Origin of the sequence: Pseudomonas sp. SWRI22 (genome assembly GCF_014268395.2) — a bacterium.
GTDB lineage: Bacteria > Pseudomonadota > Gammaproteobacteria > Pseudomonadales > Pseudomonadaceae > Aquipseudomonas > Aquipseudomonas paracarnis.
The window spans coordinates 2,629,209-2,655,080 of the sequence record NZ_JABWQK020000001.1 but is presented as its reverse complement, the minus strand read 5'-3'; the positions used below and the strand labels follow the sequence as shown (position 1 = coordinate 2,655,080).

The 25,872-nt window shown below is 58.0% G+C and carries 21 protein-coding genes and 2 tRNA genes; 8 read left to right on the top strand and 15 right to left on the bottom strand.

All coding sequences use genetic code 11. The features are described from left to right. The first annotated feature begins 154 nt into the window (after positions 1-154). Both HU730_RS11685 and HU730_RS11680 read left to right on the top strand, forming a co-directional pair. Positions 155-757, top strand: a complete 603-nt coding sequence (locus tag HU730_RS11685; protein ID WP_186526736.1) for a hypothetical protein — start codon at positions 155-157, stop codon at positions 755-757. A gap of 191 nt (positions 758-948) precedes the next feature. Further along, positions 949-1,581 (top strand): hypothetical protein, encoded by a 633-nt coding sequence (locus HU730_RS11680; RefSeq protein ID WP_186526737.1) that lies wholly within the window; start codon positions 949-951, stop codon positions 1,579-1,581. Between the two features lie 315 nt (positions 1,582-1,896). Here the strand turns inward: HU730_RS11680 and HU730_RS11675 are convergent, their stop codons facing one another. Together HU730_RS11675 and HU730_RS11670 are read right to left on the bottom strand one after the other, a co-directional pair. Further along, positions 1,897-2,172, bottom strand: coding sequence for a hypothetical protein (locus HU730_RS11675; protein WP_186526738.1), 276 nt, complete (start codon positions 2,170-2,172; stop codon positions 1,897-1,899). After that, positions 2,169-3,161 (bottom strand): integrase domain-containing protein, encoded by a 993-nt coding sequence (locus tag HU730_RS11670; RefSeq protein ID WP_186526739.1) that lies wholly within the window; start codon positions 3,159-3,161, stop codon positions 2,169-2,171. The genes HU730_RS11675 and HU730_RS11670 overlap by 4 nt, the downstream gene beginning before the upstream one ends. Positions 3,162-4,304: 1,143 nt before the next feature. On the opposite strand from HU730_RS11670, the gene HU730_RS11665 reads away from it, so the two are divergent. Next, a complete protein-coding gene (locus tag HU730_RS11665; protein ID WP_186526740.1) occupies positions 4,305-6,293 on the top strand; it encodes an RNA-binding domain-containing protein in 1,989 nt (662 codons plus the stop codon). Positions 6,294-6,302: 9 nt separating this feature from the next. Here the strand turns inward: HU730_RS11665 and HU730_RS11660 are convergent, their stop codons facing one another. Both HU730_RS11660 and HU730_RS11655 read right to left on the bottom strand, forming a co-directional pair. After that, complete coding sequence (locus HU730_RS11660) at positions 6,303-7,625, bottom strand: integrase arm-type DNA-binding domain-containing protein (protein ID WP_186526741.1); 1,323 nt, start codon at positions 7,623-7,625, stop codon at positions 6,303-6,305. A gap of 170 nt (positions 7,626-7,795) precedes the next feature. Next, positions 7,796-7,871: transfer RNA gene (locus HU730_RS11655), tRNA-Thr, on the bottom strand. A 328-nt stretch (positions 7,872-8,199) separates the two neighbouring features. Between HU730_RS11655 and bcsQ the strand changes: the two genes are divergently transcribed. Then, complete coding sequence (gene bcsQ / locus HU730_RS11650) at positions 8,200-9,096, top strand: cellulose biosynthesis protein BcsQ (RefSeq protein ID WP_181124095.1); 897 nt, start codon at positions 8,200-8,202, stop codon at positions 9,094-9,096. A 241-nt stretch (positions 9,097-9,337) separates the two neighbouring features. Here the strand turns inward: bcsQ and HU730_RS11645 are convergent, their stop codons facing one another. From HU730_RS11645 to HU730_RS11625, 5 genes are all read right to left on the bottom strand, one after another. Beyond that, positions 9,338-10,525, bottom strand: coding sequence for a methyltransferase (locus tag HU730_RS11645; RefSeq protein ID WP_186526742.1), 1,188 nt, complete (start codon positions 10,523-10,525; stop codon positions 9,338-9,340). Then, positions 10,506-11,195, bottom strand: coding sequence for an ABC transporter permease (locus tag HU730_RS11640; protein ID WP_032803763.1), 690 nt, complete (start codon positions 11,193-11,195; stop codon positions 10,506-10,508). Before HU730_RS11640 ends, HU730_RS11645 begins: the two co-directional genes overlap by 20 nt. Positions 11,196-11,233: 38 nt before the next feature. Beyond that, positions 11,234-11,929 carry an ABC transporter permease gene (locus HU730_RS11635; RefSeq protein WP_005783890.1) on the bottom strand — a complete coding sequence of 232 codons (696 nt, stop codon included), beginning with the start codon at positions 11,927-11,929 and terminating at the stop codon, positions 11,234-11,236. A 74-nt stretch (positions 11,930-12,003) separates the two neighbouring features. Continuing rightward, positions 12,004-12,756: an ABC transporter substrate-binding protein gene (locus HU730_RS11630; protein ID WP_014716503.1), complete on the bottom strand. Its 753-nt coding sequence runs from the start codon at positions 12,754-12,756 to the stop codon at positions 12,004-12,006. Between the two features lie 13 nt (positions 12,757-12,769). Further along, positions 12,770-13,543 carry an ABC transporter ATP-binding protein gene (locus HU730_RS11625; RefSeq protein WP_010213906.1) on the bottom strand — a complete coding sequence of 258 codons (774 nt, stop codon included), beginning with the start codon at positions 13,541-13,543 and terminating at the stop codon, positions 12,770-12,772. Between the two features lie 555 nt (positions 13,544-14,098). Here HU730_RS11625 and gabP point away from each other — a divergent pair. Then, entirely contained in the window at positions 14,099-15,490 is a 1,392-nt protein-coding gene (gabP, locus tag HU730_RS11620) for a GABA permease (RefSeq protein ID WP_034125525.1), read from the top strand. A 311-nt stretch (positions 15,491-15,801) separates the two neighbouring features. On the opposite strand, the gene HU730_RS11615 is transcribed toward gabP, so the two are convergent. Beyond that, positions 15,802-16,215, bottom strand: a complete 414-nt coding sequence (locus tag HU730_RS11615; RefSeq protein ID WP_034125526.1) for a hypothetical protein — start codon at positions 16,213-16,215, stop codon at positions 15,802-15,804. Between the two features lie 158 nt (positions 16,216-16,373). Here HU730_RS11615 and HU730_RS11610 point away from each other — a divergent pair, with 158 nt between their 5' ends. Both HU730_RS11610 and HU730_RS11605 read left to right on the top strand, forming a co-directional pair. Beyond that, positions 16,374-17,339 (top strand): arsenic resistance protein, encoded by a 966-nt coding sequence (locus tag HU730_RS11610; RefSeq protein WP_057975373.1) that lies wholly within the window; start codon positions 16,374-16,376, stop codon positions 17,337-17,339. An 87-nt stretch (positions 17,340-17,426) separates the two neighbouring features. Beyond that, positions 17,427-19,034 (top strand): hypothetical protein, encoded by a 1,608-nt coding sequence (locus tag HU730_RS11605; RefSeq protein ID WP_127880507.1) that lies wholly within the window; start codon positions 17,427-17,429, stop codon positions 19,032-19,034. Positions 19,035-19,070: 36 nt separating this feature from the next. Here the strand turns inward: HU730_RS11605 and HU730_RS11600 are convergent, their stop codons facing one another. The 5 genes from HU730_RS11600 to HU730_RS11580 all read right to left on the bottom strand — a co-directional run bounded on the left by HU730_RS11600 (position 19,071) and on the right by HU730_RS11580 (position 23,643). Further along, the gene (locus HU730_RS11600; RefSeq protein WP_060764861.1) at positions 19,071-19,742 is read right to left on the bottom strand and encodes a hypothetical protein; all 672 of its coding nucleotides are present in this window, start codon (positions 19,740-19,742) and stop codon (positions 19,071-19,073) included. A 172-nt stretch (positions 19,743-19,914) separates the two neighbouring features. Beyond that, positions 19,915-19,990, bottom strand: a tRNA-Phe gene (locus tag HU730_RS11595). A 103-nt stretch (positions 19,991-20,093) separates the two neighbouring features. Continuing rightward, complete coding sequence (locus HU730_RS11590; protein ID WP_034125530.1) at positions 20,094-20,366, bottom strand: oxidative damage protection protein; 273 nt, start codon at positions 20,364-20,366, stop codon at positions 20,094-20,096. Next, complete coding sequence (mutY, locus tag HU730_RS11585; protein WP_034125531.1) at positions 20,363-21,430, bottom strand: A/G-specific adenine glycosylase; 1,068 nt, start codon at positions 21,428-21,430, stop codon at positions 20,363-20,365. Before mutY ends, HU730_RS11590 begins: the two co-directional genes overlap by 4 nt. Beyond that, on the bottom strand, positions 21,427-23,643 hold the full coding sequence (locus HU730_RS11580; RefSeq protein ID WP_186526743.1) for an AsmA family protein: 2,217 nt from the start codon (positions 23,641-23,643) through the stop codon (positions 21,427-21,429). Before HU730_RS11580 ends, mutY begins: the two co-directional genes overlap by 4 nt. Positions 23,644-23,969: 326 nt before the next feature. Between HU730_RS11580 and HU730_RS11575 the strand changes: the two genes are divergently transcribed. Then, positions 23,970-25,631, top strand: a complete 1,662-nt coding sequence (locus tag HU730_RS11575) for an OFA family MFS transporter (protein ID WP_019819976.1) — start codon at positions 23,970-23,972, stop codon at positions 25,629-25,631. The last annotated feature ends 241 nt before the right edge of the window (positions 25,632-25,872 follow it).

Here is a 25,872-nt window from a genome sequence, read left to right as displayed (position 1 = left end):
TAGCAATTGTTTTGGGAGGCTGAGTTTTCCAGTGTGGAAAATGTCCATGGTCGTTGAGAGCTGGCTCGTTAATGATAGGTGTTCGCGTCTGATGGCGCGGGATTTTTCGATCGGTCACGCCGCTGTGTTCGGCATTACGTATTAAGGAAAAAATATGAATAAGCCAGATGTTGCACTAATCTACGAAGAGGGCCTGCCAGGTGAATTGTATGTTGATTTCGAGAAGGCGTTGCACAATCCAAATATCCGAATAGCGATCGAGTCTAGGCCCCCTAGTGGACCTCAAGCATGTCTTGAGTGGTTTATTTTTCCGATTGTCGCGGCTTACATAACAAAACCTTACTTTAAGGCACTTTTTGGGGAAATGGGTAAGGACCATTACTTGCTTCTGAAGGAAAAGCTTTCCGAAACAGCAGGCAAGGTGATGTCTCAGCCTAAAATAGAGCCAGTCCTCTTAGGATCAGCAGGTAAGCTGAGCACGGAAAATCCGTACTCCCTCGCTTTCTCCATATATGCGGAGGCAAATGATGGCAAACGATTTAAACTACTTCTCCCAAAGAAAACGTCAGTAAAAAATGATTACAACGAAATAGTTAATGTTTTTTTGGATTTCCTATCTGAGTATCATGCAGGAATAAAGCAGCTTGACGAAATTGGTTTTGACTCTAACTCCAATTCGCCAAGTGGACTTATATTTGTGCACGTTGATCCAATAACTAAGAGTGTCGAATGGCTAGATCACAGACGCAATGGATAATGTAGGGAGGGCGAGCTCGCAAAAAAGATCGGGCATCGTCAAAAAACCTTCTAATTTCCGATAGGCGAGTTTATTTTTGCGATTGCTATGACAAGGATTAGACCTTTTAAAGGTTTGGCAACCAACTATGGGATTGAGTTTTTAAAAACTTATGCGCACAAATTTTTTATTCTTTATCGGAGTGGTTCGATATGTTTGAGATATTTAACTCTTTGATCGGTCAAGTTGGTGGTGCGGCAATCGTCATTACTGGGCTTTCGGCTTGGCTGGGGAGTATCTGGAAGGATCGCATCAGCTTGAGAGAGAAGGCGACTTTTGATGTTCTTATAGAAAAACTCAAATCAGAGCACTCTCGCCAGACACAGAATCTGGAAAGCGCATTGCAAACCGAGCGTCACCTGGTTCAATTGGGGCATGCAAATCTGATCGAAAAAAGAGCTGTATTTATCGACGAAAGCTACAAGCTTCTCGTTGATCTGCACGAAGCGATATATGAAACTATTCGACCCGATTACTTTGGGAGACAACGACCTTCAATCGCGCAGGCATATGAATCGGCATTGCCAAAGTTCGATGCCTTCGTTGAGGCTTATGAGAAAAATAAAATTTATTTTTCTAAGGCAACGTCAGAAAGAATTTCAGACTTCTATGTTTCGGCTGCTCAGACATTGGATCAGGCTAGAGTAGCCATGCGGTCAGGGGAGGCGCTGGGGCACGGTGAGACGCCTCACCTTCAAAAATTGTTCGAGAAAGTGAATTACGAAATGTATGAGACTCGGACGGCCGTCGAACAGGAATTCAGACAACTAATGCACGTGCAATGAGTAATATCTATTTTTATAGAGATAGACTTATGTCAGTCTTTTCACAACTATACGGATTGAAAACTTCCAGCCAGAAATGGCAAGGTGTGACCGTTGGTCAGTCGGCCACTTTTGGCCGATTCTGTTGAAAAAGTCGGCTTCGATTTCCACGGTAGAAAAATACGCGTCTGAGATTGAAATCCGTGTGTTTAGCAGAAGGTTCAGGGCTCAGATTTGACCTAGCAATATGCAAAAGCGGCGTTTTCACCGCTCGATGTTTGGCTGGCCAAGCCGGATCGACTTTTTCAACACAATCGGCCGATTGCTAATCTTCGCCTAACCCTTGAACTGCCAGGATTTCCCTATACGAAGAGTGAGCAAATGGATGGTCAGGAGATAGTAATAGCGCGTCGATTCAGCGTGCCGATTCAGGTGGTGATTTAGAAACCAGTCGAGATGCTTTTGCTGCCAGGTCCATGGATTGTCACGGTGCCAGCGATTAGACATCGCCGCTTGAATGGCCTTTGCTTGGCGTAGGTGACGCTCGCGTGTGGCATGCGACCCGGTCAGTACGCTTGCCAGGAACAGCTCCATATCGAATGGCTTGCTCATGCTCGTCCCCCGATATACGCCGATACTACGTCGATACGACCATGCCCGAGTTCATAGCTGATTTGGTCTCGGGCCGCCTGATCGAGGCGTCGGTCGAGCTGGTAGCAACTGCCACCGTTGATGGGCGCAGGATGCTGGGTGATTTGCTCATATCGTTCGCACGCATAGGCTGCCCGCAGTTCGTGGAAGCCTTTTAGGAAGCCTTTTAGGTTGTGCGCATGAAGGGTGTCCCGGGCTGGACGGACGATTCGCTTTTGGAAATCGAGGTAGCTTTCGTTCGGTGCAAGCAGGTTGCGGCTGCCGTCGGGCGAGACCTGATCGGCAAACTTCAGCGCGTCACGAATCTGATCATCTACCGTAATCCAACGAGGAGCTGATGCGCCCGAGCGGCCACCTTTGGTGCCGTCCTGAATGTTGATCTTACCGAATTGCTTGGCTTCACGTTTTAGACGGGGTAGGTCCGCCAAAATGGCCTCACGTAAGCGCATGCCGGTGGCTCGCGCTAACTGAGCGATGGCCGCGACGCGCGGCTTCTGGTGTTCGCAAAGCATGTCGACGATCCGCTGCACGTGTTCGCGGTCTTGGCCTTGTGGAACTGTCGTGCGGATGGTGGTGCGCTGCATTTCCAACGCCTTGCTCGGACTCGGCACCTTCACATACTGATCACCGCGAAGTGCCGCCATGGTTCGGTTGACGCTGGACAATCGGTTTTGTGCGGTGGCGATAGCGAGGTCGCCGCGCTCGACTAAGTGGCGTAGATGCGCCGCGTAATCCGACAAGATCTGGCGATCTATCTGCCGTGCATCATTGAGTCTTGGTCCATCATCGGAGCGACACCAGCGCACAAACGATTGCCATCGATCACTGTGCGCCTTGACCGTGCCGTAATGCCCGCCGCCAAATAGATCTTTCAGCGCCTGCGGCCCGGCATAACTCAGTTGTCGGCCATAGCCAAAATTGCGGCCACCTCGCCTACCCACCAGTGCCATGATCGAACTCCTCTCGAAGCCAAAACTTTTAAAACTTTCCCCACATCATCCCGCCAAGAATGTTGAGTGTTATCAGGGATCAAGGCCCCTGCGACTCGTGAGGGGTGTCCACTAACGCGGGATTGGCGGCTCTTTACGACCGGGAGCTTGGGCATCTCATGATCTGGCCTCCTGAGCACTTCCTAGGAAGTGGGCGGGTGGAGGCTGCACTGGCTGACGAGACCAGCGCCGCGAGATCCTGAGTCGGGTGAAGCCAATGAAGCATTGACCGGTGCATGCCTGACTGTCAGTCAGGTGCAGTCCATTCCGTGGGCTGCGGACCATCATCTGCATCGCTGTTGCTGGTGACTTCGGTGTTTGTCACGCCGATTGTCACGAGAGGGAATGCCGCAAAGCCTTGTACGAGTTGGGCTGCAGCAGCGGTAGGAGCGCCCGTCTCTTTCCGGAAGAAAGAGACGGGCGCAGGTTGGCGCAAGGAAATGGCCAAGCGGATAGGTTGCTGCAGGGCAGCTATGAAAGGGAATGAGTTGCCGCAGTGGGCACGCAGGGAAAAGTAGGCATCCATCACATCGCTGTGACTGTGCGAGCCGCCGGACGCTAATTGCACTTTGGGTGAACCACCATGGTGTGGCGTAGCCTTAAAGGTTCTGGCTACCTGGGTTGCTGTCAACGACAGCGCTTTGCCAGATCTTTTCTACGCCTGTGGATAATTCGGGTCAAGGTTCGAATTTTCGGGAATTCTGCGGCTGTGGATGAAATTATCCACCGGTGGAAATCAGTGGTTTTCCACAAACAGTTGCGTGGGCTTTAGATTTTTTAAGTGAGGTCCATCCAAGCAGGGCGGCTTTGCAGCCCCGCTTGGATGGACCCGCGTGGACAAGCGGATCATCGAGATTTCGAGAACGTACGCTTACTTTGCTGCGCCGCGATTGGCTTTTGGCCGTGTGACATTCGTGCAGAGTCGTGAGGAGTGACATCCTCCTGCTGATGGGTGACTGGGAATCGGCTCCACCAGTTCATGATCAGTCTCCGCTCGTCGAGTTGCGTGCGACTATGGAAGACTGAGTACAATCCCCGCACGTATGTCTTTTCTTCGACCTTTTGCAGCTACGTGAAGCCGGCTGATCATTTAGGAAGCCTTTGATGTCACTCAATCCCCACACCCTTGAAGACCTGCCCTCGCTGGTTGAATCTGTCGAGCTCGAATGCAAGCTCGCTCAGGGGCAGGATGGGAAGGGAGAGTTGCCTAAGGATTTCTGGTTAACCTACTCCGCTTTTGCTAACACTCAGGGTGGGGTAGTACTGCTTGGCGTGCGCGAGAAGGATGGGCAGTTCAGCGTCGCAGGCCTATCAAATATCGAGAAAGTACGTACTGACCTGTTCAATACCCTCAACAATCCGGCCAAGGTCAGTGTCAATCTGCTGACTGACCGGGAGGTGGTCGTCAGAGAGCTAGAGGGCAAGCAGGTACTTGAAGTGAAAATCCCGGCGGCTTCGCGTAAGCAGAAGCCGGTATTTCTCAATGGTCAGCCGCTAGGTAACACTTATCGTCGATTACATGAGGGTGATCGGCGTTGCTCTGAGGAAGATGTTCGCCGCATGTTCGCAGAGCAAGTGGAGGACTGTCGGGACGAGCGGATTTTGCCGAATTACGACTTCGCGGACATTGATCCGGACAGTCTGCGTATCTACCGCCAGATGCTTAGCGACATAAAGCCAGGCCATCCAGCGCTGGAGCACCAAGGGATTGAGTTTCTCCGACAGATAGGAGGTTGGCGTAAGGACCGCGCGAACGGAGTCGAAGGGCTGACTCTGGCAGGTTTACTAATGTTCGGACGCTGGCTTTCGATCCAAGAGAGTGTGCCGCATTACTTTGTGGACTATCAGGAGCGGCCGCACGCCAAAACAGAACTACGTTGGGTGGATAGGCTCGTCCCTGATGGAACCTGGTCAGGAAATCTGTTTGATTTCTACCGGCGGGTTTATCGCAAGCTGGTTGAGGACTTAAAGGTACCGTTCGCTCTCAAAGGTGATCAGCGCCAGGATGACACGCCGGTACATGAAGCTCTGCGCGAGGCCTTGGTTAATACCTTGGTCCATGCCGACTATACCGGGCGGGTTTCTGTGTTAGTCGTGAAGCGTCCTGACTTGTTTGGCTTTCGCAATCCTGGCGGCTTACGTCTACCCCTTGAGCAGGTGTTGCAAGGTGGTACCAGCGATTGCCGGAACAGGCTAATGCACCAAATGTTTCTTCTTATCGGCCTTGGCGAGCGTGGTGGTTCTGGGGTTCCGAAAATCTACAGCGGGTGGCGCAGCCAGCATTGGCGACCGCCAGCCCTTTATGAAAAGCCCGAGCCCGAGCAGACCCTTCTTGAGCTTCGCATGTTGGACTTGCTTCCAGAAGGGGTGGTGGAGCAGTTACGAGAGCGATTTGGGGTTCGTTTCGAGAGCTTGGAACATACTGCCAGGTTGATTTTGGCCACAGCCGCGATTGAGCGGGTGGTCAGCCATAATCGTCTCCTTGAGATTTGTGATACTCATGCTCATGACTTGAGCCAACTGCTTGCACGGTTGGTACGCGAGGGATTCCTTGTGCCCGACGGGCGCTCACGGGGCATGATTTATCACCTGCCGGGTGAGCAACTGCCTACGCCGGAGCAAGTGTTCGCAGGTCCGCTACAGAGCTCCGAACATTACGCCGGCAGCTCCGAACATAACGGGGCTAGCTCCGAACATAACGCAGGTAGCTCCGAACATAAGGTCGAGCTGGATATGCAGCGAAACGATGATGGCTGCTTGTTGAGCGATCATATTGACGCGCCGCTGATCGATGCTTTGGACAGGCTTGATGCAGGGTTTCGAGAAAAGCTCGAAATACTGGCTGAGGAGCCGCGCAATCGAGAGCGCATGCAAAAGGATCGTATGCAACAGGTGATTATCACCCTATGCAAGGAGCACTATCTGACGCTCAACGTTTTGGCTAATTTGGTAAAGCGCAGTCCAGATGCCCTCCGTCAGCAGTACCTGAATGGAATGGTGAAAAGTAGGCAGATTCAGTTGGCATTTCCGTCCAAGCCGACTCATGAAAGGCAGGCGTACAAAGCGGACGTTGGTGGGCAGGACGAGGAGTAGGCTAAGGGCCTACTCCCTCAAGCGGCTTTTCGCCTTGAGCCGCATGACGTTCGTCCCGGTCTGGTTTGCAAATTCGTGCGGGGTGACATGCTCCTGCCGGTTGGCCTCCAGATACCGGCTCCACCAGTTCATGATCAGCCTGCGCTCCTCGATGAACTCTGCCTTGTGGATGTAGGCGGCGCGGACGTTGTTCCGCTCCTTGTGGCTCATCTGCCTTTCAATGGCGGTCTCGGACCACAGTCCTGACTCGATCAATGCGCTGCAGGCCATCGATCGAAAGCCATGGCCGCAGATTTCAGTTTTGGTGTCGTAGCCAATCTTTCTGAGTGCGCTGTTCACCGTGTTTTCAGACATGGGCTTCCAGGGCTTGGCATCGCCTGCAAACACCAGGTCGAATTTGCCGGTGAGGACGTGGATCTGTTCAAGCAGAGTCACGACTTGCGGCGATAAGGGTACAAGGTGGATGTCCCCAGCCATCTTCGTACCCCTTGTTGAAAAGGGTACTCCGTCCAACGCGGCTCGAGTGTCCGGTATCTCCCAGGTGCCGCGCTTGAGGTCGAACTCGTTCCAGCGGGCGAAGCGCAGTTCGCTGGAGCGGACGAACACATGCAGCGAGAGCATGACCGTCAGCCGGGTAAGCGCGCGACCTTTGTAGGTGTCGATACGCTCCTGCAATTCAGGCAGACGCGATAAGGGTAGAGCGGGGCGGTGAACCACTCTCGGGGCTTTGATCAAGCCTTCAAGGTCGTAGGCAGGGTTTGCGGTGATCTGCCGAGAACGCTTTGCCTCGCGCATGATGCTCTGCAGGTAGTTTTGTACCCTTAAAGCGATGTCAATCGTGCCGCGCTTCTGGATCGCTTCCAGAGGTTGCATCAGGTCATGGGTGTCCAGATCGACAATGGAGCGAGCGCCGATCAGCGGGAAGACGTGGGTTTTTAGGCGGCTCAGAACCGTCTTGGCGTGGCCCGGTGCCCATTTGGCAGACATCGCTTTGTGCCAGTCCAGTGCGGCGCTTTCAAAGGTTCGACCCTTGATTGCGGCCTGCGTCTTGGTTTGGTGTTTGGTCTCTATGGGGTCGATGCCATTCGCCAGCATCCGCTTGACCTCCAGGCGCTTGTTGCGCGCATCGGCGAGGCCGACCACGGGATAGCTGCCGAACGAGGTCAGTCCTTCGCGTCCATCAGGCTTGATATACCTGAGACGCCAGCCTTTACGGCCATTGGGTTGGACTAGAAGGTAGAGGCCGTCGCCGTCGAAAAGTTTGTAAGCGCGGTCGGTGGGCTTGGCTGAGCGGCAAGCCGAATCGGAGAGTGGAGCAGTGGTGCGCGACATAAGGGTACTCCCCCTTTATCGAATTACCTTACCCCTAACACTACCCCTAAAACGGTTGGATCCACCAGTTTCTGACGGAAATCGATGGAACGCCAAAACGAAAAAACCCGCCAGAAGGCGGGTTTTTTGGGGGTTTCAGAGATTTTGAAAGCCTTCTCTGGAACCTTGTATGGTGCCGGCACCAGGAGTCGAACCCGGGACCTACTGATTACAAGTCAGTTGCTCTACCAACTGAGCTATACCGGCGTGTTAGGGCGACGATTATAGCGATTGGAAAGGTTCTGTAAACCCCTGAATTCTGACTATTTTTGCAAAGTCGGAGGTTTCTTGCGATTAGGCTGTCTTGGGCTCGTTTTCACAGGTTGCAAGCCTGTGGAAAAACACACGCTGAAAAGCCATTAAATTGACTATCTACCGTCCATCTAAAAAATCGAGCATAAAAACAGCAAAATAATGACACTTTCAATCCTTTGTCACAGAATGCCCCCAACAAGGGCGCCTATAAAAAGACCTGCGGCAAGTGCCCGCACTTGCTGACCTTCACGTCTTTAAGCTGCGTCGTGAGGAGCAGGCTATGAGCCTAAGCAAAGAAATTCTGGCGTTGTTTGGTAAAGACGTCACTCATGATGCCGACGGCATCAATGCAAGAATGCACTTTTTCGGCAGTGTTCCTGACGAAAGTATCCACCAACAGCCCATCAATGCCCCGGAGCTGCGCCCTAAAATAGTGGCGTTGGTGTCTATCAATGGCGGTGTGGGCCGCAGCACGCTGGTCACGGCCTTGAGCAGTGGGTTGCAGCGCCTGGGCGAGTCGGTGGTGGCGCTGGACCTGGACCCGCAGAATGCCTTGCATCATCACTTTGGGGTCAGTTCCACCTTGCCCGGAATCGGCCGCACCAGTCTGGAGCATGGGCAATGGGCGCCCTTGCAGCAGTTGGGCTTTGCCGGTTGCCAGGTGATGACCTTCGGCGATATCGATATCCAGCAGCAGGAGAGCCTCGAGCGCTGGCTCAAGCAGGAGCCCGGTTGGCTGGCGCAGCGTCTTGGATGCCTGGGGTTCAGCGAGCGGCACACGGTGATCATCGATACGCCCGCGGGTAATAACGTCTATTTCCATCAAGCGTTGAGCGTTGCCGATGTGGTGCTGGTCATCGTGCAGGCGGACGCTGCTTGCCTTGGGACCCTGGATCATTTGGACCTGCTGCTCGCTCCGCATCTTGAGGGCGAGCGCCCGCCGGTTGTGCAGGTGGTGATTAACCAGGTGGATGAGAGCAACCCCTTCAGCCTGGACATGGTCGAGGCGTTCAAGCATCGCTTGGGCAAAGACCCGTTGGAAGTTCATCGCGATATGGCCATCAACGAGGCGTTGGCCTACTCATCCGACCCGCTGGATAACGTGGCGAAACGGCTGGCCAGTGATGATATCAACGAGGTTTGCCTGTGGCTGAAGGCGCCAAAACAGACCGCATAAAGCGCCCGTTATGCGCGTGGCGCCAGATGCTTATGCACAATCGGTTGGTAACGGGTGTCACGAAACAGCCATTTTGTGCAGCAGTTCTCAGCACGCTGCAACTGCCTGTTTTGTGTGCACTTTATTTTGTGAACAAAAAATGACCAGGCCGGCTTTGGGTGTGAAGTGCCGATATCTAGGGCCTCTGCAAAGTATTCATCAACAGAGTTATCCACAGGGCGCTTGTAGGATTTTTTGCCCTTTATTCGCGCTCGGCCAGCACCATCAGGTTGCGAGGGGTCAACGATGGTTCGCAGAAGCTGCCGACCTCGACGTTGTAGCCCTGTTCCACCATGAACAGTGCCCGGTCCAATACCAGCCACAGTTCCAATGGGCGTCGAAACAAGCCTCTCACTAACTCAAGGTTGCGCACCTCGGCCAGGCGTTGCCAGCCGTGGGCTTCCAGGGCCGGCCAGTTCTGCTCGCCTGTGGATAAGCCCTTGAGGCTTGCCAGTTCCTGGCAATAGTCGGCAAAGGGTTTATCCAGCCAACTGGCGGGCAGGGAAGGTGTTGGCAGGTAGTCGTCGCAGCCACGCAGTTGCCGTTGCAGTTGGTCAAAGCCCAGGCGGCGGGCCATGGAGGTGTCCCGTTGTTGGCGTATACGGTTGCCGGCGGTGACGGTTTCGCTCAGGGGCAGGCCCAGGTCATCAATCGACAGTTGCAGCAAGGAGGCGCGCCCGGCGGCGGAGAGGGCTTGATAACGGTCGGCGGTGATGCGGTTGTAGCAGCAGGGCGCCAGGGCCAGTTGTTTGCAGCCGGCGGCGCTGGCCAGTTGTAGCAGGCGCACATGCAGGTCGCCGCAGGCATGCAGGGCGACCGGCGTGTGTTCGGGCTGGATCGCGACATCCGCCATCACGTCTTGCAGATGATGGGTTGCGGGCAGGTCGTGGCGATCACTCAAGGCTTGGCCGGAGGCGATCAGGGCGGGGTCATACTCCAGGCAAGTCAACCGTTGGCCGGGTTGCAGCAGGCGGCGGCCTAGGTGGCCTTTGCCGGCGCACCAGTCCAGCCAGTGGGCAGGCGTTTGGGTAAAGGTCAGCGCGGCGCCGAAGGCTTCGATCTGTTGCCATTTGCGCCCTGGCACGTCGACATTCAAACGATGGCGAGCGGGCTCAAGGGTGTGCGTGGGTAACTTATCCACAGTAGCGAGGCGCAGCGCGTGAGCGGCCAGCTGTGGAAAAGGTGTGGGCGCGGGCAGGTCGTGGGGTTGGTTGTGACTGGCTTCAGCTTCGGCCAACGAACGCTTGCGCAGCCACTGGGATAACTCGGGATGCTCGGTTTCCCAGGGCAGCTGCAACTGAGTAAAGGGCCGTGGTCGCCACAGCCCTTGGTGTTCGGTCAGGAATGCATCCAGTGCCTGGAAGCGTGCCTCAACGTCCTTGGCATGCATCGACGCGCAGCCATTTTTCCAGCAGTTTGAAGCCGCGCACCAGCACGTAGGCCATCAGCAGGTAGAACAACCCTGCAGCGAAGAAAATCTCCACCGGCAGGTAAGTGCGAGCAATGATGGTGCGCGCCATGCCGGTCAGTTCCAGCAGGGTCACGGTACTGGCCAGGGCGCTGGCCTTGAGCATCAGGATCACTTCGTTGCTGTAGGCCGGCAGGCCGATGCGCGAGGCGCGTGGCAGGATAATGTAGAACAGCGTCTTGGGCTTGGACATGCCCAGGGCCCGCGCTGCTTCGATTTCGCCCGGCGGAATGGCCTGGATCGCACCGCGCAGGATCTCGGCAATGTAGGCGGCGGTGTGCAGGGTCATGGTGGCGGTGGCGCACCAGAACGGGTCGCGCAGGTACGGCCACATGAAGCTGTTGCGCACGGCGTCGAACTGCGCCAGGCCGTAATACACCAGGAACAACTGCACCAGCAGCGGCGTGCCACGGAAGAAGAAAATGTAGCCGTAGGGCAGGGCGCTCACGTACCAGCGGCGCGAAGAGCGGGCGATGCCCAGAGGGATCGCCAGCAGCAGGCCGGCGATCACGGCGATTGCCACCAGCTCCAGGGTCAGGGTTGCGCCCTGGGCCAACTTCGGCAGCCACTTGATGATCACGGCCCAGTTCAGGCCCAGGTCAAAGTGCGATAGCCAGCTGTAGTCGCCGCTCATTGGGTGCTCCTCGCAAAGCCGCGGGCGGCGCGTTTTTCCAGGAAGTGCATGCTGGTCATCGCCAGTACGGTCAGGCCCAGGTACATGAAGGCGGCGACCATGAAGAAGGTGAAGGGTTGCTTGGTCACGGTCACGCCGATCTGCGCGTGGCGCATGATTTCTTCCAGGCCGATCACCGACACCAGCGCGGTGTCTTTCATCAGGATCATGAACAGGTTACCCAGGCCCGGCAGGGCGATGCGCCACATCTGCGGCATGATCAGCCGGGTGAAAATCCGAAACTTCGACAGCCCCAACGCCACACCGGCTTCGCGGTGGCCCTTGGGAATGGCGAGGATCGCGCCGCGGAACACTTCCGTTGCATAGGCGCCGAAGCACAGGCCCAGGGCGATGACGCCGGCGGCGAAGGCACTCAGCGACAGGTCGGGGTTGCCGAAGAACTCACCGAGCGCACGCATCAGGTTGACGGTGCCAAAGTAAATCAGCAGCACCCACAGTAATTCGGGAATACCGCGAACGATGGTCGAATACGCACCGCCCAGCCATTGCAGTGGCTTGTACGGGGAGGTCTTGGCCAAGGCGCCGGCAAGGCCGAGCACCAGCCCCAGGCACAGGGCCGTGAGCGCCAGTTTGACGGTCATCAGCGCGCCGGCGGCAAGGGCCGGGCCGAATCCGTAGAGATCGAAATTCATGGTGTTTTCATATCGCGGCAGGCATTGCTAAAAGCCAGCGCGCTCGCAGGAGCGCGCCGGGCAGGCCGTTCAGATCATTCGATGCTGAACGGGAAGTACTTGTCGTTGATCTTCTTGTAGGTGCCGTCTGCCTTGATCTCTGCCAGGGCTTTGTTCAGGCGCTCGCGCAGCGGGTCGCCTTTGCGTACGGCGATACCAATCTTGTCGCTTTCTACCACCGGGTCGCCTTTGAATTCATAGGCCGAACCGTCTTTGCTCTTGAGCCATTCGTACTGCACGTACTTGTCAGCCAGGATGCCGTCGAGGCGACCGGAGGTCAGGTCGAGGTAGGCGTTTTCCTGCGTGTCGTAGAGCTTGGCTTCGGTGTCCGGCAGCTTGTCTTCCAGATAGGTACCGGCCAGCGTTGCGCGCTGTGCACCGATCACCTTGCCTTTGAGGTAAGTGGCGTCGGTCTTGAAATCCGCAGTGGCTTTGGGCGCAATGAACTGCAGCTTGTTGGAGTAGTACGGGTCGGTGAAGTCAACCGCCTGCTTGCGCTCGTCGGTGATCGACAGCGAGGACACCAGGAAGTCGAACTTCTTGGCGTTCAGGGCAGGGATGATGCCGTCCCAGTCGGACACATACACTTCGCACTTCTCGACTTTCATCTTGGCGCACAGGGCGTCGCCGATGTCCTTGTCGAAGCCGACAACGTTGCCGCTGGCGTCTTTATTGTTGAACGGCGGGTAGGCCGCTTCGATCCCCATCTTCAAGGTTTCTGCCATGGCCGTGGCGCTGAATGCCATCGAGACGGCCGCGGCCAGAAGGAATTTCTTATAGGTCTGCATGCATGTTGCTCCGTTAGCGGTTGCTGGACATGAATTGTTTGCAGCGCGCCGAAAGCGGGTTTTCAAATACCTGCTGTGGCGATCCTTGCTCTTCGACCAGGCCCTGGTGCAAAAACACCACTTCGCTGGATACCTGGCGGGCGAAGCCCATTTCGTGGGTGACCAGCAGCATGGTGCGGCCTTCTTCGGCCAGCGCGCGGATCACATTAAGTACTTCCTGGACCATTTCCGGGTCAAGCGCCGACGTCGGTTCGTCGAACAGGATGACTTTAGGCTGCATCGCCAGGGTACGCGCAATCGCCGCGCGTTGTTGTTGGCCACCAGAGAGTTGCGCAGGGTAGGCGTGGCGCTTGTCGGCGATACCAACCTTGGCCAGCAGGGCCTCGGCCACTTCTATCGCTTCGGCCTTGCTCTGGCCGAGCACGCGCCGAGGAGCCTCGATGATGTTGTCGAGGATGCTCATGTGCGGCCACAGGTTAAAGTTTTGAAACACAAACCCGATTTCGCTGCGCAGGCGGTTGATCTGCTTGCCGTCGGCGGCCATCAGTTCGCCGTTTTTCGCGGCCTTTAGCTTGAGTTCTTCGCCGGCCACCAGGATCTGGCCCTGGTGCGGGTTTTCCAGCAGGTTGATGCAGCGCAGGAAGGTGGACTTGCCGGAACCGGAGGAACCCAGGATCGAGATCACATCGCCGTCGCGAGCGGTCAGCGAGATACCTTTGAGTACCTCAAGCTCACCATAGCGTTTATGCAAGTTGCGGATTTCAAGCGCGGGCGTGGCCTCGGCCATGTGCGGTCCTCATTGTGTTCGTTGCGATCTTCGCTGTTGGGCCGCCTTCCTGGCGAGGCGCCAAGCTAGCATAGCGTTTGGATGACAGCCAACAGCGCTGCGGACGGTTAACCGGTGGTCTGCGGCAGGGTGTCGCATCGGCGCAGCAGTGTGTCGCGCCATCAACAACCTACAGACGTTTGACCCGGAAAGATCCACAGGCTTCGCGTAAAAAAGGGCGCGATGGTGCCAGCTTTGGCCGGGTGTTGGAAGGGTTAACCGGGCAAACGGTCCATATCAGCCCGGTTATGGGGCGTCACGTACTTTTTGTGTGTGTTTTTGGTGCGTCGCAATGCCATGAATGTGAGTCGCACGGTAACGCTATAGCGGAATGCCATTGTTCTCAATGACTTGCGATGAGTAGTGAATTGTCCTACAGCCCCCGCCAACTGTGGTTCTGAAATATTTTGGCGCAAATCTTGCGTAAAAAATAAAGAACGCCCTGTTGGATTCTTTTCACGAGAAAGGCTGCAAGCCGGGCGAACCGTTTTCGCAATTCCTCGCAAAGGTGTGTCAATGAGTAGTACGCAAAGCTCCAATGACCTCGAACAGGGGCTCAAACCGCGTCACGTCACCATGCTGTCGATTGCCGGTGTCATCGGCGCCGGTTTGTTTGTCGGCTCCGGCCATGCGATCGCTGCTGCCGGCCCGGCTGTGCTGTTGGCCTATGCAGCCGCCGGTACGCTGGTAGTCCTGGTGATGCGCATGCTGGCCGAGATGGCCGTTGCGTCACCGGATACCGGTTCGTTCTCTACCTATGCCGACCGGGCAATCGGCCACTGGGCCGGTTTCACCATTGGCTGGCTCTACTGGTGGTTCTGGGTGCTGGTGATTCCACTGGAAGCCAACGCGGCGGCGACCATCCTGCACGCCTGGTTCCCCGACGTGGCGATCTGGGTGTTCACCCTGGTCATTACCTTGCTGCTCACCGCAACCAACTTGTTCAGCGTGAAGAACTACGGCGAGTTTGAGTTCTGGTTTGCGCTGATCAAGGTCGTGGCGATCGTGGGCTTTGTGATCCTCGGCCTGGCCGCGATCTTCGGCTTCTTGCCCACCAGCCAGGTCAGCGGTGTTTCGCACCTGTTCGATACCCAAGGGTTCATGCCCAACGGCATGGGTGCCGTATTGGCGGCGATCCTGACCACCATGTTCTCGTTCATGGGCACCGAGATTGTCACCATCGCCGCAGCCGAGTCGAAGAACCCGGGCCAGCAAATCACCAAGGCCACCAACTCGGTGATCTGGCGGATTGGTTTGTTCTACCTGTTGTCGATCTTCATCGTGGTGTCCCTGGTGCCTTGGAACGATCCGACCCTGGCTGCCGTAGGTTCCTACCAGACCGTGCTGGAGCGCATGGGCATTCCGAACGCCAAGCTGATTGTCGACCTGGTGGTGCTGGTTGCCGTGACCAGCTGCCTCAACTCGGCGCTGTACACCGCGTCGCGCATGCTGTTCTCCCTGGGCCGTCGCGGTGACGCACCGGCCGTGGCCAAGCGCACCAACAAGAGCGGCACGCCTTACTGGGCGGTGTTGCTGTCTACCGGCGCCGCGTTCCTGGCGGTATTCGCCAACTACGTCGCTCCGGCGGCGGTGTTCGAATTCCTGCTGGCCAGCTCCGGCGCCATTGCGTTGCTGGTGTACCTGGTGATTGCGGTGTCGCAACTGCGCATGCGCCAGAAGCGTGCGGCAGCGGGCGAGAAGATCGTCTTCAAGATGTGGCTGTTCCCAGGCCTGACGTACGCAGTGATGGTGTTTATCGTCGGTACGTTGACCATCATGCTGTTCCAGGAAGCGCACCGGGTCGAGATCATCGCCACCGGGGTTCTGAGCTTGCTGGTGGTATTGGCGGGGTTGGTGGTGGCGAGCCGTCGCAAGGCCCAAAGAGTAGGGGCTGCGGCGCTTAACTGACGAGAGACGGTGGTAGCGCACCGCGCAACAATGTGGGAGCCGGGCTTGCCCGCGATGACGGACTGCCAGTCGATATATTCGTCGACTGACACACCGCCATCTCAAGCAAGCCCTAATGCCAGTCAGTTAAGACAGAATCGGTAACTGTGGTGAGGGAGCTTGCTCCCGCTGGGGCGCGAAGCGGCCCCAAAAATGGTACTGCTACGCAGTCCAGCGGGAGCAAGCTCCCTCGCCACAAGTCACTGGTTGTCTGCTCGAGCTCTTAACTGACTGGCATTAGGGCAAGCCCGCTCCCACATTTTTATTTTGTGTCAGTCGGGGGCGTTGGCCAGCGCCTGGGACGCCGCCACGTAATCGGCCTGGAACTGCGGCGACTCAATCCACGCTAACGCCGCGGCTTCGTCATCGCTGTCCGTCGCCCACTGCCGATACTCGATCAGCGCCGCCAGGATAAAGTCGGTCGCTTCTTCTTCGCCTTCCTGCTCCAGCACCAGCGCCAGCAACGGGTGCGCCAGGAACACCGCACACAGCGCCTGCTGGCTGATCTCGCCAGCGGCACGCATTTCGACGAACAGTTCAGTCAAATCCACCGACTCAAGGTCGATGCGGCTGTCGTCGCCAGCAAAAGCATCCGGCTTGTGCGCCACGGCGCGCTGGGTGCGGTTTTGCTTGGCCTTGGCTTTTGCCCGGTGGGCGCGTTTTTGCTGCTTGTTTGGCGAGGCCATGGGCTCAACGTCCTTGGGGGTCTGGTCTGGAGGGTGTATTGAAGCGCAGGTTGGGGTAAATCCCAAGGGTTTCTCGGGCGGCAATGATTGCTGTAGTGCTCGACCTTATCTGCGCGGGTACTTAGGCTGACAGTCTATTGACCCACCAGAGCCCGCCCATGACCCGTGACACCCTGGAACACCATCAGGTCCCGATCTACTTTGTTGCCGTCTTTGTTGCCGTCACGTTTGGCCTGTTCTGGCCCTTGTCGGCGCAGGGCTTCAGCCTTTGGGTGACACCTGCCATCGCCGTGCTGATGTATGCGATGTTTTTGCAGATACCCTTTCTTGAGCTGCGCCAAGGCTTGGGCAACAAGCGATTCATGGCGGCCTTGCTGCTGGCCAATTTCATTCTGGTGCCTTTGCTGGTGTGGGGGTTGACCCGCGGCCTGGTGGAGCGTCCGGCGTTGCTGGTGGGCGCTCTGCTGGTGTTGCTGACGCCCTGTATCGACTACGTGGTGGTGTTTACCCATATCGGCAAGGGCGATTCGCGTTCGATGCTGGCGGCAACCCCGCTGTTGCTTTTGCTGCAACTGCTGCTGTTGCCGGTATACCTGGGGCTGATGTTGGGCGAGCAATCCAGCGTGGTGGTAGCGGCGGGGCCATTTGTAGAGGCGTTCGTGGGGCTGATTGTGGTGCCGATGCTTCTGGCTGTCCTCACCAGCGCGCTTGCGCGTCGTTCGAGCGCTATCGGTCTTTGGAGCAGCGCCTGGGCGTGGTTGCCGGTGCCGGCGATGGCGCTGGTGTTGTTTGTCGTGCTCGCTTCGCACATCACTGCGGTGGTGCGAGATATCAACTTGTTGTTGCCGGTCATTCCAATCTACGTGGCATTTGTACTGTTGGCACCGTTGATGGGCATTGGGGCTGCGCGGCTGTTCGCACTGCCAGCGGTGACGGCGCGGGCGGTGACGTTCAGTGCGTCGACCCGTAACTCGCTGGTGGTTTTGCCATTGGCGCTGGCCCTGCCGGAGGATGTGCGCGGTTTGGCCGCAACGGTGGTGATCCTGCAGACCCTGATCGAGCTGGTTGCCGAACTGCTCTACGTTCGCCTGATCCCGGCAGTGGTGTGGCCCACCAGTCGGTAACCGCGTGAATGTTCAGGTCTGTTCAGGCGCCATTCAGGGGCGCGTTCGGCACCATACGCCAGCGCTTCCCACCTGACAGGTCACCCGATGGATCACCGCAACCGTTTTCGCCTGGAGTCACTGGGTATTTTCCTGGTCGCTCTCTTGTTGTTCACAGTAGGTATCTGGGATCAGCAGCCCCAGGGTTTTGACGGGCGTTGGGCGCTGTTCCTGCAGGAAATGTATCGCCATGGCGCGAGTCTTTTCCCCACCACCTACGGCCAGCCCTATGCGGATTACCCCGGCACCGCGACCTTCTTCAGTTATCTATTCGCGCGCTTGTTTGACGCGCCGAACCACTTGGCGAATGTGCTGCCCACAGCGCTCGCGTCGGCGGGGGTGATCGCGCTGATGTATCGCCTGCTGGCGCCCTACAGCCGTGCCTGGTCGCTGCTGACGGTGCTGCTCACGCTGCTCACCGCCCAGTTGCTCGAGAAGTCGCGCTCGGTGTGCCTGGACCAGATGGTTGCATTGTTATGCGTGGGCAGTTTCTACCTGCTGCACACCGGCGAACGCCTCGGGTCACGGTTGAGGCAACTGGCGGTGTTCCCGCTGTTCATCCTGGGTTTCGCCTTACGTGGGCCGCTGGGGTTGATTGAAGTCTGCGCGGTGGTGTGTGTGTATTGGGCGTTGAGCAAGCCGGGGGAGCGTGTCCGACAGGTGCTGATCCACGGCGTTGTCGGCCTGGTGTTGCTCGCCGCGTGCTGGTGGCTGCTGATGAAGCTTGCGCGGTTCAGTGGTGGCGATGCGTTTGCCGATGAAGTCTTCAAGATGCAAGTCGGCGGGCGTCTGGATGAGTCGGGTGAGCCGTTTTACTTTTATTTCCAACTGAGCTTGTACCGCTACTTCCCGGTGGTGCCGCTGGCGTTCGCGACCCTGTTTGCGTTGCGCCATCGCTGGCCCGAGCGTTGGGCCAATGAGCACCTGCAATTGCTGGTGCGGTTCGGGGGCTGCGGCTTGATGATTCTGCTCGGCCTGTCGGTACCGCATTTCAAGCGCGCTTATTACATTCTGCCGATGGTGCCGATGTTTGCGGCTGTCGCTGCCTATGGGCTGCTTCACGCGCAAGGCTGGCTGGTGGGTGTGCGCCGTTGCTATGAATGGCTCGTCGCGGCGCTGCCGGCGTTGTGCGTGGTTGTGTTGTTTGTGTGTCGACACGCCTGGCATAAACAGGGCTACTGGCCGGAGATTTCCTTGCCGTTGATGATCGGCGTGTTGGTGGTGCTGCAAGCCGCAGCGTTGATTGCCTGGCAGCGAGCATGGCGGTTGGTGTGGCTCAGTCTGATCGCGCTGGTGGCGCAATGGCTGTTGCTTGTGACAGTGATAGAGCCGGCCAAGGACCTGCAATTCGACACCCGGCGGTTTGTCAGCCAGGTGGAGGCGTTGCGCCAGGCGCAGCCAGGTCCCTTGGTGTTTGTCGATCTGGCCCGGGATACCTGGGCGGTGCGCTACATGATGAACCTGGATCACGATGAACAGCCGCTGTTTGTCGGGCGTCACGAGCTTGAGAAGTTGGCGGCGCTGCCCCGGCCCTCCTGGGTGATCGTGTCGCGCAAGGAGACCGCGCTGTTGAAGGGGTCGCCGGTGGAGCACCTGGCGCCGAGCTATCAAGGGCGCTTGAATGACAACCCGTTGATGGTGTTCTTGCTCAAGTAAGGAGGCCCTTGAGCCAAGGGCCTGTCGAGCAGATGATTATTTGCAACGGAAGCTTTCAGGCATCGTGACCGTGTAATTGCGCTGCACGCGGTCCTGGAAATTCAGGTTCTGCAAACCCTGCTGCACCAGGAAGGCTTCGACCTTGGCGGCTTGGCAGTCGTCGTTATAGGACGACGCCCTTAGCAGGTAGACAGCGCGCCTGCTCACTTCATCCCGAGCGGTGACCCGGAAGGTGGTGAGCGTGGTGTAGCCGGTGCGCTCCGAGGTCCCTACCGGGCCGTAGGAGGTGTTTGGAGTGCTGGTGCAGGTCAGTTGGTCGGTCTTTTTCTTGTTCTTCTTGCATTGGGTGGTGGTGCTTTTTGCCACCTGCCCGTATTCGGTGGCGGTATAGCGATACGTCACCTGCTTGCTGTCGACGTCCAGGGTGACGGTCATTTTGATCGGCGCGTGGTTCTTGGGCAGGGTGGTGTCGGTGAAGACATTGCGAAAGCCCTGGTCCTGCATGGCGCGGACCATGTCACGCAGGTAGTAGCGAGCATTGAGTGAGTTTTCATCACTTCCGCCAGTGGAGGTCACCAGCACGGTTGCCTGCCGGTCGAAGTGATAGTCGGGATCAGGCGTCGCGTTGATCGCTACGTCCAGCTGCGTGGCACACCCACTGAGCAGGGCGGTCAGTATTAATAGGGTGCAAAGCAAGAAGCGGGTCATGAAAAAACCTTACAACTGAGATTTGGGTAAAGGCTGAACGATTGAGTCCAGCCAAAAATAACCCTCAATCGTCCTGCTGCGACATCGTGTCCGTAAATGCGTGAGTCGCATTAAATCGCAGGCAATAAAAAACCCCAAGGAACGCATTGTTCCTTGGGGTTTCTCGGTATTTTGGTGCCCAGAGACGGAATCGAACCGCCGACACGGGGATTTTCAATCCCCTGCTCTACCGACTGAGCTATCTGGGCAACGGGGCGCATTAAACGGGTTTTTCAGGGGGTCGTCAAGCAAGTTTTCAAAAAATATTTAATTATTACCGTCGCTTACGTGCAGACCCTGGTTTTTGATCAATTATTGAGCAGGCGGCACGTAGCCGTCGGCCTTGGCGTATTCCTCGCCGGAAAAGAACTTGTCCATTTCGCCGGCCAGGTATTTACGGTCTTCGGCGTTCATCATGTTCAGGCGTTTTTCGTTGATCAGCAGGGTCTGGTGTTTCAACCAGTCGCCCCAGGCTTTGGCGGAGACGTGCTCGTAGATGTCCTGGCCCTTGGCACCTGGGTACGGAGGGCGCTCCAGGGCTGGCAGTTCTTCTTTGTACTTGCGGCACATGATGGTGCGGGTCATGACGAAACTCCTGCGTTCAATACGTCGGCCGCGCGCTTCAGCAGTTTTTTCACCGGGGCGGCAAGGCCCAGGCGCGGCGGGGTGGCGAGGTTATACCAGAGCCAGTCGGCCTCGGCCACGTGATGGGCGGTTTCCTCGACCTGGACCAGCCAGGGTTCGATGGCCAGCTGGAAGTGGCTGAAGGTGTGGACCAGCCCGGGCAGTTCCTGATGCTTGCCCAGCGCCAGCGCGTGCTGGTTGGCGAGGTGATCCAGGTCTTGCAGGTCGTCCAGCTCCGGCAAGCTCCACAAGCCGCCCCACAAGCCCGTAGACGGGCGACGGTAAAGCAGGATCGCGCCCTCGGCGTTGGCCAGCATCGGCATCAGCGTGCGCTTTTGCGGGATGGTCTTGCGCGGCTTCGGGATCGGGTAGCGTGTTTCCAGGCCCAGCATGTGGGCTTCGCAGCCTTTTTCCAGCGGGCACAGCAGGCAACTGGGTTTGCTGCGCGTGCACAGGGTGGCGCCCATGTCCATCATGGCCTGGGTGTAGGCGTTGACGCGCTCAAAGGGCGTGAAGCGCTCTGCGGTGGCCCACAGCTGTTTGGCGACCTTGGGCTCGCCCGGGTAACCCTCTTGCGCGGTAAAGCGCGCCAGCACGCGTTTGACGTTGCCGTCGAGGATCGGCGCGCGCAGGCCCATGCTCAGGCTGGCAATCGCACCCGCGGTGGACAGGCCGATGCCCGGCAGCTCGGTGAGCTTTTCCACGTCGCGGGGGAATTCGCCGCCGTGTTCGGCCACCACGATCCTGGCGGTCTTCTGCAGGTTGCGCGCCCGTGTGTAGTAGCCCAGACCCGTCCACAGGTGCAGCACTTCATCTTCCGGCGCGGCGGCCAGGGCTTCGACCGTCGGCAGGGACGCCATGAACCGGTCGAAGTAGTTGAGCACGGTGCTGACCTGGGTCTGTTGCAGCATGATCTCCGACACCCACACCCGGTAAGGGGTGATGTCCTGTTGCCAAGGCAGGTCGTGGCGGCCATGGCGGTCGTACCAGTCCAGCACCGCTTGTGAAAACTGCTCGTTTCTCATCGGTTGAACAGGCCTTTCAATGCGTCTTTGAGCTTGGGGTTAACCTTGTCGAGTTTCTCTTCCAGCTTCTCGTTGAGGCGGTTGCCGGCAGCCTTGAGGGCGACCTGGCCCAGGCCGTCCTTGTCCAGGCGGCAGGCCTTGGCGCCAAGCTCAAGCGGGCCTCGGCAGCGCAGTGGCACCTCAATGCCCTGGAAGTTGGCGCCGACCTGGCAGGCCGGGTCCGGCACGTCGCGCTTGTCGCCTTCGACGATGATGCCGACGCGGTAGTCCATGCCCAGCACGCGTAAATCCACATCACCGTTGCCGTTGAGCGTCAGGCCAGGAATGCGTACTTTCAGGTCGGGGTTGCTGGCCACGCCGTTACGGAACGTGAGGTTGCCGCGCAGTTCCTGGAAGGGCGTGTCCTTGCCGCCTGGTGTGGCGCTCAGGGTCTTGCGGTTGAGCAGGGCGATGCCGGTGCACAGTTGCTGCTCGATGTTGGCATTGAGCAGCACACCGTTGTTGATCACGATGCTGGTGGTGCCGTTGAGGCTGTCGATCAAGGCCTTCTGGCTATTGCCACGGCCGTTGAGGTTACTGTCGAGGGTGAGCTGGCCTTTGACCGGCGGGTTTTTCCCTTGGGCCTGCAGGATGCGCTCAACGGGCACCTGCTTGATGTGGCTTTGCAGGGCCAGCACTGGCGTGTCCTGGCGTACGTCGAGTGTGCCGTTGGCCTGGAACGTGCCGTTGTAGAGACCGCCGCTAAGGGTGTCGAGCTTGAGTTGCCCGTCAATGCCAGAGGCTTTGAGCACCGCGTTCTGAATGGGCAACTGGCTCAGGGTCAGTTCGCCAAAGGCCAGGTCTGCATTCACGTCCAGGCTGCGCAGGCGCGTCAGCGGTAGCAGTTTGTCGTTGCTCCAGGCACCTTTGGTCGGCGCCTCCGGCAATGGCGTGTTGCCGCCTGCGGCCATGGCGCCGGCTTCGCTGCTCTGTACTTCGGCCTGGCGTGCAGCGGTTGCACCTTTGGCCGCTTCGGATTTGGCCGGCAAGTAGTTGTCGGCATTGAAGGTATCGGCCTTGAGCTGTACCCGCAGTGACTGCTTGGCGAAGTCCTCGACAGCGACACGGCCGCTGAAGGTGCTTGCATCGAGTTTCAGGTTCAGGTTTTCCAGGGCCACACTGGTGGGCGTGCCCTTGAGGCGGCTGACCAGCTCGACCTTGCTCAGGCTGCCCGGGGCCATCGCAGGCAATGGGTGGCCGACGCTCTCAAGAAACTTGGCCAAGTCAAACTGGGCGACCGACAGCGCGCCGCTGATCTGCGGGGTTTTGTCCAGGTCATTGGCCTTCAGTTCGCCCAAGGCGCGCAACTGGTTGGCCGCCAGTTTCAGGTTGGTCCACTCGGCGACGTTGGCGGCGAGGTCCACCAGCAATTGGCCCTGGGTGGAGAAGCTCACCGTCTTGCCTTGCAACGGCTCGCCGGTGGCCTCGCCACTCAAGCGCATGTCTTCGAACTGATAACGCTTGAGCGCGCGCTGGATGCGCAAGTTGCCGTTCAGTTCGGTCTTGACCCGCATCAGCGGTTGGTTGCTGCCCAGGAATGCCGTGAGTTTCAGCGGGATGCTGGCGCCTTCGTGGATGGCACCGGCACTCAACTGGATACTTTCGGCACTCAATTGCTTGCCGGTCTGTTCATCGGTGTATTCGACGCGGGCGTTGTTGATGGTCAGGCTGTCGATGTCCAGGCGGATCGGCTGCGGCGGTTTTTCCGGCTTGGTTTCAGCCACCGGTTCGACCGGCGCGGGAGCGGGGGCACCGGCGGTTTCGTCGGGCAGGTTCTTTCCGATGTCTTCCCAGTTGCCGTGGCCTTGCTTATCGCGGTTCAGGCGCAGGTTCAGGCCCTCGACACGCACATCGCTCATCTGCACTTCGCGGCGCAGCAGCGGCAGTACGCGCACCGACAGGCCGAGCATCTGCAAGTCGGCAAACGGTTGAGTCGGTGCGGTCAGGGTTGCGACGCTGGCTTCATGAAGCTCCAGGCCCAGCCAGGGGAACAGGCTCCAGCCGATATCGCCATTGAGCGTCAGCTCGATGTGGGCCTTGTCGCGGGCTATCTGGCGAATTTCTTCTTTGTAGTCGTTGGGATCGAAAAGGTGGGTCAGGGCAAAGCCGAGCGCCACAATGATCAGCAACAGCCCGAGAAGTACCAGACCCAGGATTTTGCCGAACGCTTTCATGGGCGAGTCCTTGTATGTCGATTTCAAAATTTAGCCGCAGAGTATAACGCCCGAAGGCCGGCGTCAGTTCACGGATCGTTACATTGTATCCACCGGTGCGGAAATGGGATTTTGACGTCAAGAAAATACAGATAATCGAAAAAAGGTAGTGGCAGTTTGATTTTTCCGTCATCCACTGGTGCTAATCTCTGCACGTTCGTCCGCCTTCTGCGACTTAACGTCGCGCCTAAAAGGGAGCTTCACTCAACAAAACGGCCACGCTTTGCGTGCAAGGCCGAGGGAGAGAGCGCCTGACGGACGCATACCAATAACTGGGGGAAACACCAATGAGCACTAGCACTGTGGCCGGCAATGCCGCCGCACAGCCTGCGTTCCTGTCCAAGGAGCGCATCATCGCCAAGCCGGGCTTCAACCGCTGGCTGGTTCCACCGGCCGCACTGGCCATCCACTTGTGCATCGGCATGGCCTACGGCTTCTCGGTGTTCTGGCTGCCCTTGTCCAAGGCGCTGGGTATCACCGCGCCGGTGGCCTGCGCGCCGGACATGAGCTTTATCGCCCAAGTCTTTTCGTCCCAATGCGACTGGCCCATCTCCATGCTGGGCTGGATCTACACCCTGTTCTTCATCTTCCTGGGCTGCTCCGCAGCGATCTGGGGCGGTTGGCTGGAACACGCCGGGCCGCGTAAGGCTGGTGTTGTCTCGGCGCTGTGCTGGTGTGGTGGCCTGCTGATCTCGGCCTTGGGTATCTATACCCACCAGATCTGGCTGATGTGGATCGGCTCCGGGGTCATTGGCGGTATTGGCCTGGGCCTGGGCTATATCTCTCCCGTCTCGACCTTGATCAAGTGGTTCCCGGACAAGCGCGGCATGGCGACCGGCATGGCGATCATGGGCTTTGGCGGCGGCGCGATGGTGGGTGCACCTTTGGCCGCGGCGCTGATGGGCCATTTCTCTTCACCGACCAGCGTCGGTGTATGGCAGAGCTTTGTAGTCATGGCGGCGATTTACTTCGTGTTCATGATCGGTGGTGCACTGCTGTATCGCGTGCCGCCAACCGGCTGGAAGCCTGAGGGTTGGACTGCTCCGGCGAAAAAAGCCAGCAATGCGATGATCACTCACCGCCATGTGCATGTGAATGTCGCGTGGAAAACCCCGCAGTTCCGCCTGGTATGGCTGGTGCTGTGCCTGAACGTGTCGGCCGGTATCGGCATCCTGGGCATGGCTTCGCCACTGCTGCAGGAAGTGTTCGGCGGCAAGTTGCTGGGTGTTGATGTGCCATTTGGTCAATTGGATGCGGGCCAGTTGGCCTCCATTGCAGCCATTGCCGCTGGTTTTACCGGCCTGTTGAGCCTGTTCAACATCGGTGGCCGGTTCTTCTGGGCGTCGTTCTCCGACTACCTGGGGCGTAAAAACACCTATTTTGTGTTCTTCGCCCTGGGCTTTGCCCTGTACGCGCTGATCCCGAACCTGGGGCACCTGGGTAACGTGGCGCTGTTCGTGGCCGCGTTCTGCATCATTCTGTCGATGTACGGCGGTGGTTTTGCCACGGTTCCGGCCTACCTGGCGGACTTGTTCGGCACTCAGATGGTTGGCGCGATTCACGGTCGCCTGTTGACCGCCTGGGCCGCTGCGGGCGTATTGGGCCCGGTGCTGGTGAACTACCTGCGTGAATACCAGTTGAGCATCGGCGTTGAACGCGCCGCGGCCTACGACATCACCTTGTACATCCTCGCCGGCCTGCTGGTGCTGGGCTTCATCTGCAACCTGCTGGTGCGCCCGGTGGCCGACAAGTACTTCATGACTGATGCAGAACTTGCCGCCGAACAGGCGCTGGGCCATGACAAAGGTGCCGATGCCACCACCGTGCTGGAGTGGAAGGCCTCCGCCGCCAGCAAGCCGCTGGCGATTGCTGCGTGGCTGGTAGTGGGTATTCCGCTGGCGTGGGGTGTGTGGGTGACCCTGCAGAAGACGGCGGTACTGTTCCACTGACACCGCAATAAGGGTGGGCCCGGCTCCTGTGGGGCCGGGCTTGTGTGGGAGCTGGCTTGCCTGCGATAGCATCACTGCGGTGTAACTGATACCCCGAGGTGTCTGCATCGCAGGCAAGCCAGCTCCCACATAAGCCCATGCTCACATGTATGCACATGTCTATCCCCGACATTCCTCGCTCCAACTCGTCAGTCTTATCCCCTTCGTTGTTTCTGTTTAGCGCCTGCGCCCCTATAATGGC

What these genes read in the sequence shown, in the direction of transcription:
- HU730_RS11675 (WP_186526738.1), bottom strand. Translation starts at nt 2,172, where the DNA reads ATGAGCAAGCCATTCGATATGGAGCTGTTCCTGGCAAGCGTACTGACC.
- HU730_RS11685 (WP_186526736.1), top strand. Translation starts at nt 155, where the DNA reads ATGAATAAGCCAGATGTTGCACTAATCTACGAAGAGGGCCTGCCAGGT.
- gabP (WP_034125525.1), top strand. Translation starts at nt 14,099, where the DNA reads ATGAGTAGTACGCAAAGCTCCAATGACCTCGAACAGGGGCTCAAACCG.
- HU730_RS11590 (WP_034125530.1), bottom strand. Translation starts at nt 20,366, where the DNA reads ATGACCCGCACCATCATGTGCCGCAAGTACAAAGAAGAACTGCCAGCC.
- HU730_RS11670 (WP_186526739.1), bottom strand. Translation starts at nt 3,161, where the DNA reads ATGGCACTGGTGGGTAGGCGAGGTGGCCGCAATTTTGGCTATGGCCGA.
- HU730_RS11575 (WP_019819976.1), top strand. Translation starts at nt 23,970, where the DNA reads ATGAGCACTAGCACTGTGGCCGGCAATGCCGCCGCACAGCCTGCGTTC.
- HU730_RS11625 (WP_010213906.1), bottom strand. Translation starts at nt 13,543, where the DNA reads ATGGCCGAGGCCACGCCCGCGCTTGAAATCCGCAACTTGCATAAACGC.
- bcsQ (WP_181124095.1), top strand. Translation starts at nt 8,200, where the DNA reads ATGAGCCTAAGCAAAGAAATTCTGGCGTTGTTTGGTAAAGACGTCACT.
- mutY (WP_034125531.1), bottom strand. Translation starts at nt 21,430, where the DNA reads ATGAGAAACGAGCAGTTTTCACAAGCGGTGCTGGACTGGTACGACCGC.
- HU730_RS11680 (WP_186526737.1), top strand. Translation starts at nt 949, where the DNA reads ATGTTTGAGATATTTAACTCTTTGATCGGTCAAGTTGGTGGTGCGGCA.
- HU730_RS11615 (WP_034125526.1), bottom strand. Translation starts at nt 16,215, where the DNA reads ATGGCCTCGCCAAACAAGCAGCAAAAACGCGCCCACCGGGCAAAAGCC.
- HU730_RS11665 (WP_186526740.1), top strand. Translation starts at nt 4,305, where the DNA reads ATGTCACTCAATCCCCACACCCTTGAAGACCTGCCCTCGCTGGTTGAA.
- HU730_RS11660 (WP_186526741.1), bottom strand. Translation starts at nt 7,625, where the DNA reads ATGTCGCGCACCACTGCTCCACTCTCCGATTCGGCTTGCCGCTCAGCC.
- HU730_RS11610 (WP_057975373.1), top strand. Translation starts at nt 16,374, where the DNA reads ATGACCCGTGACACCCTGGAACACCATCAGGTCCCGATCTACTTTGTT.
- HU730_RS11645 (WP_186526742.1), bottom strand. Translation starts at nt 10,525, where the DNA reads ATGCATGCCAAGGACGTTGAGGCACGCTTCCAGGCACTGGATGCATTC.
- HU730_RS11605 (WP_127880507.1), top strand. Translation starts at nt 17,427, where the DNA reads ATGGATCACCGCAACCGTTTTCGCCTGGAGTCACTGGGTATTTTCCTG.
- HU730_RS11630 (WP_014716503.1), bottom strand. Translation starts at nt 12,756, where the DNA reads ATGCAGACCTATAAGAAATTCCTTCTGGCCGCGGCCGTCTCGATGGCA.
- HU730_RS11635 (WP_005783890.1), bottom strand. Translation starts at nt 11,929, where the DNA reads ATGAATTTCGATCTCTACGGATTCGGCCCGGCCCTTGCCGCCGGCGCG.
- HU730_RS11600 (WP_060764861.1), bottom strand. Translation starts at nt 19,742, where the DNA reads ATGACCCGCTTCTTGCTTTGCACCCTATTAATACTGACCGCCCTGCTC.
- HU730_RS11580 (WP_186526743.1), bottom strand. Translation starts at nt 23,643, where the DNA reads ATGAAAGCGTTCGGCAAAATCCTGGGTCTGGTACTTCTCGGGCTGTTG.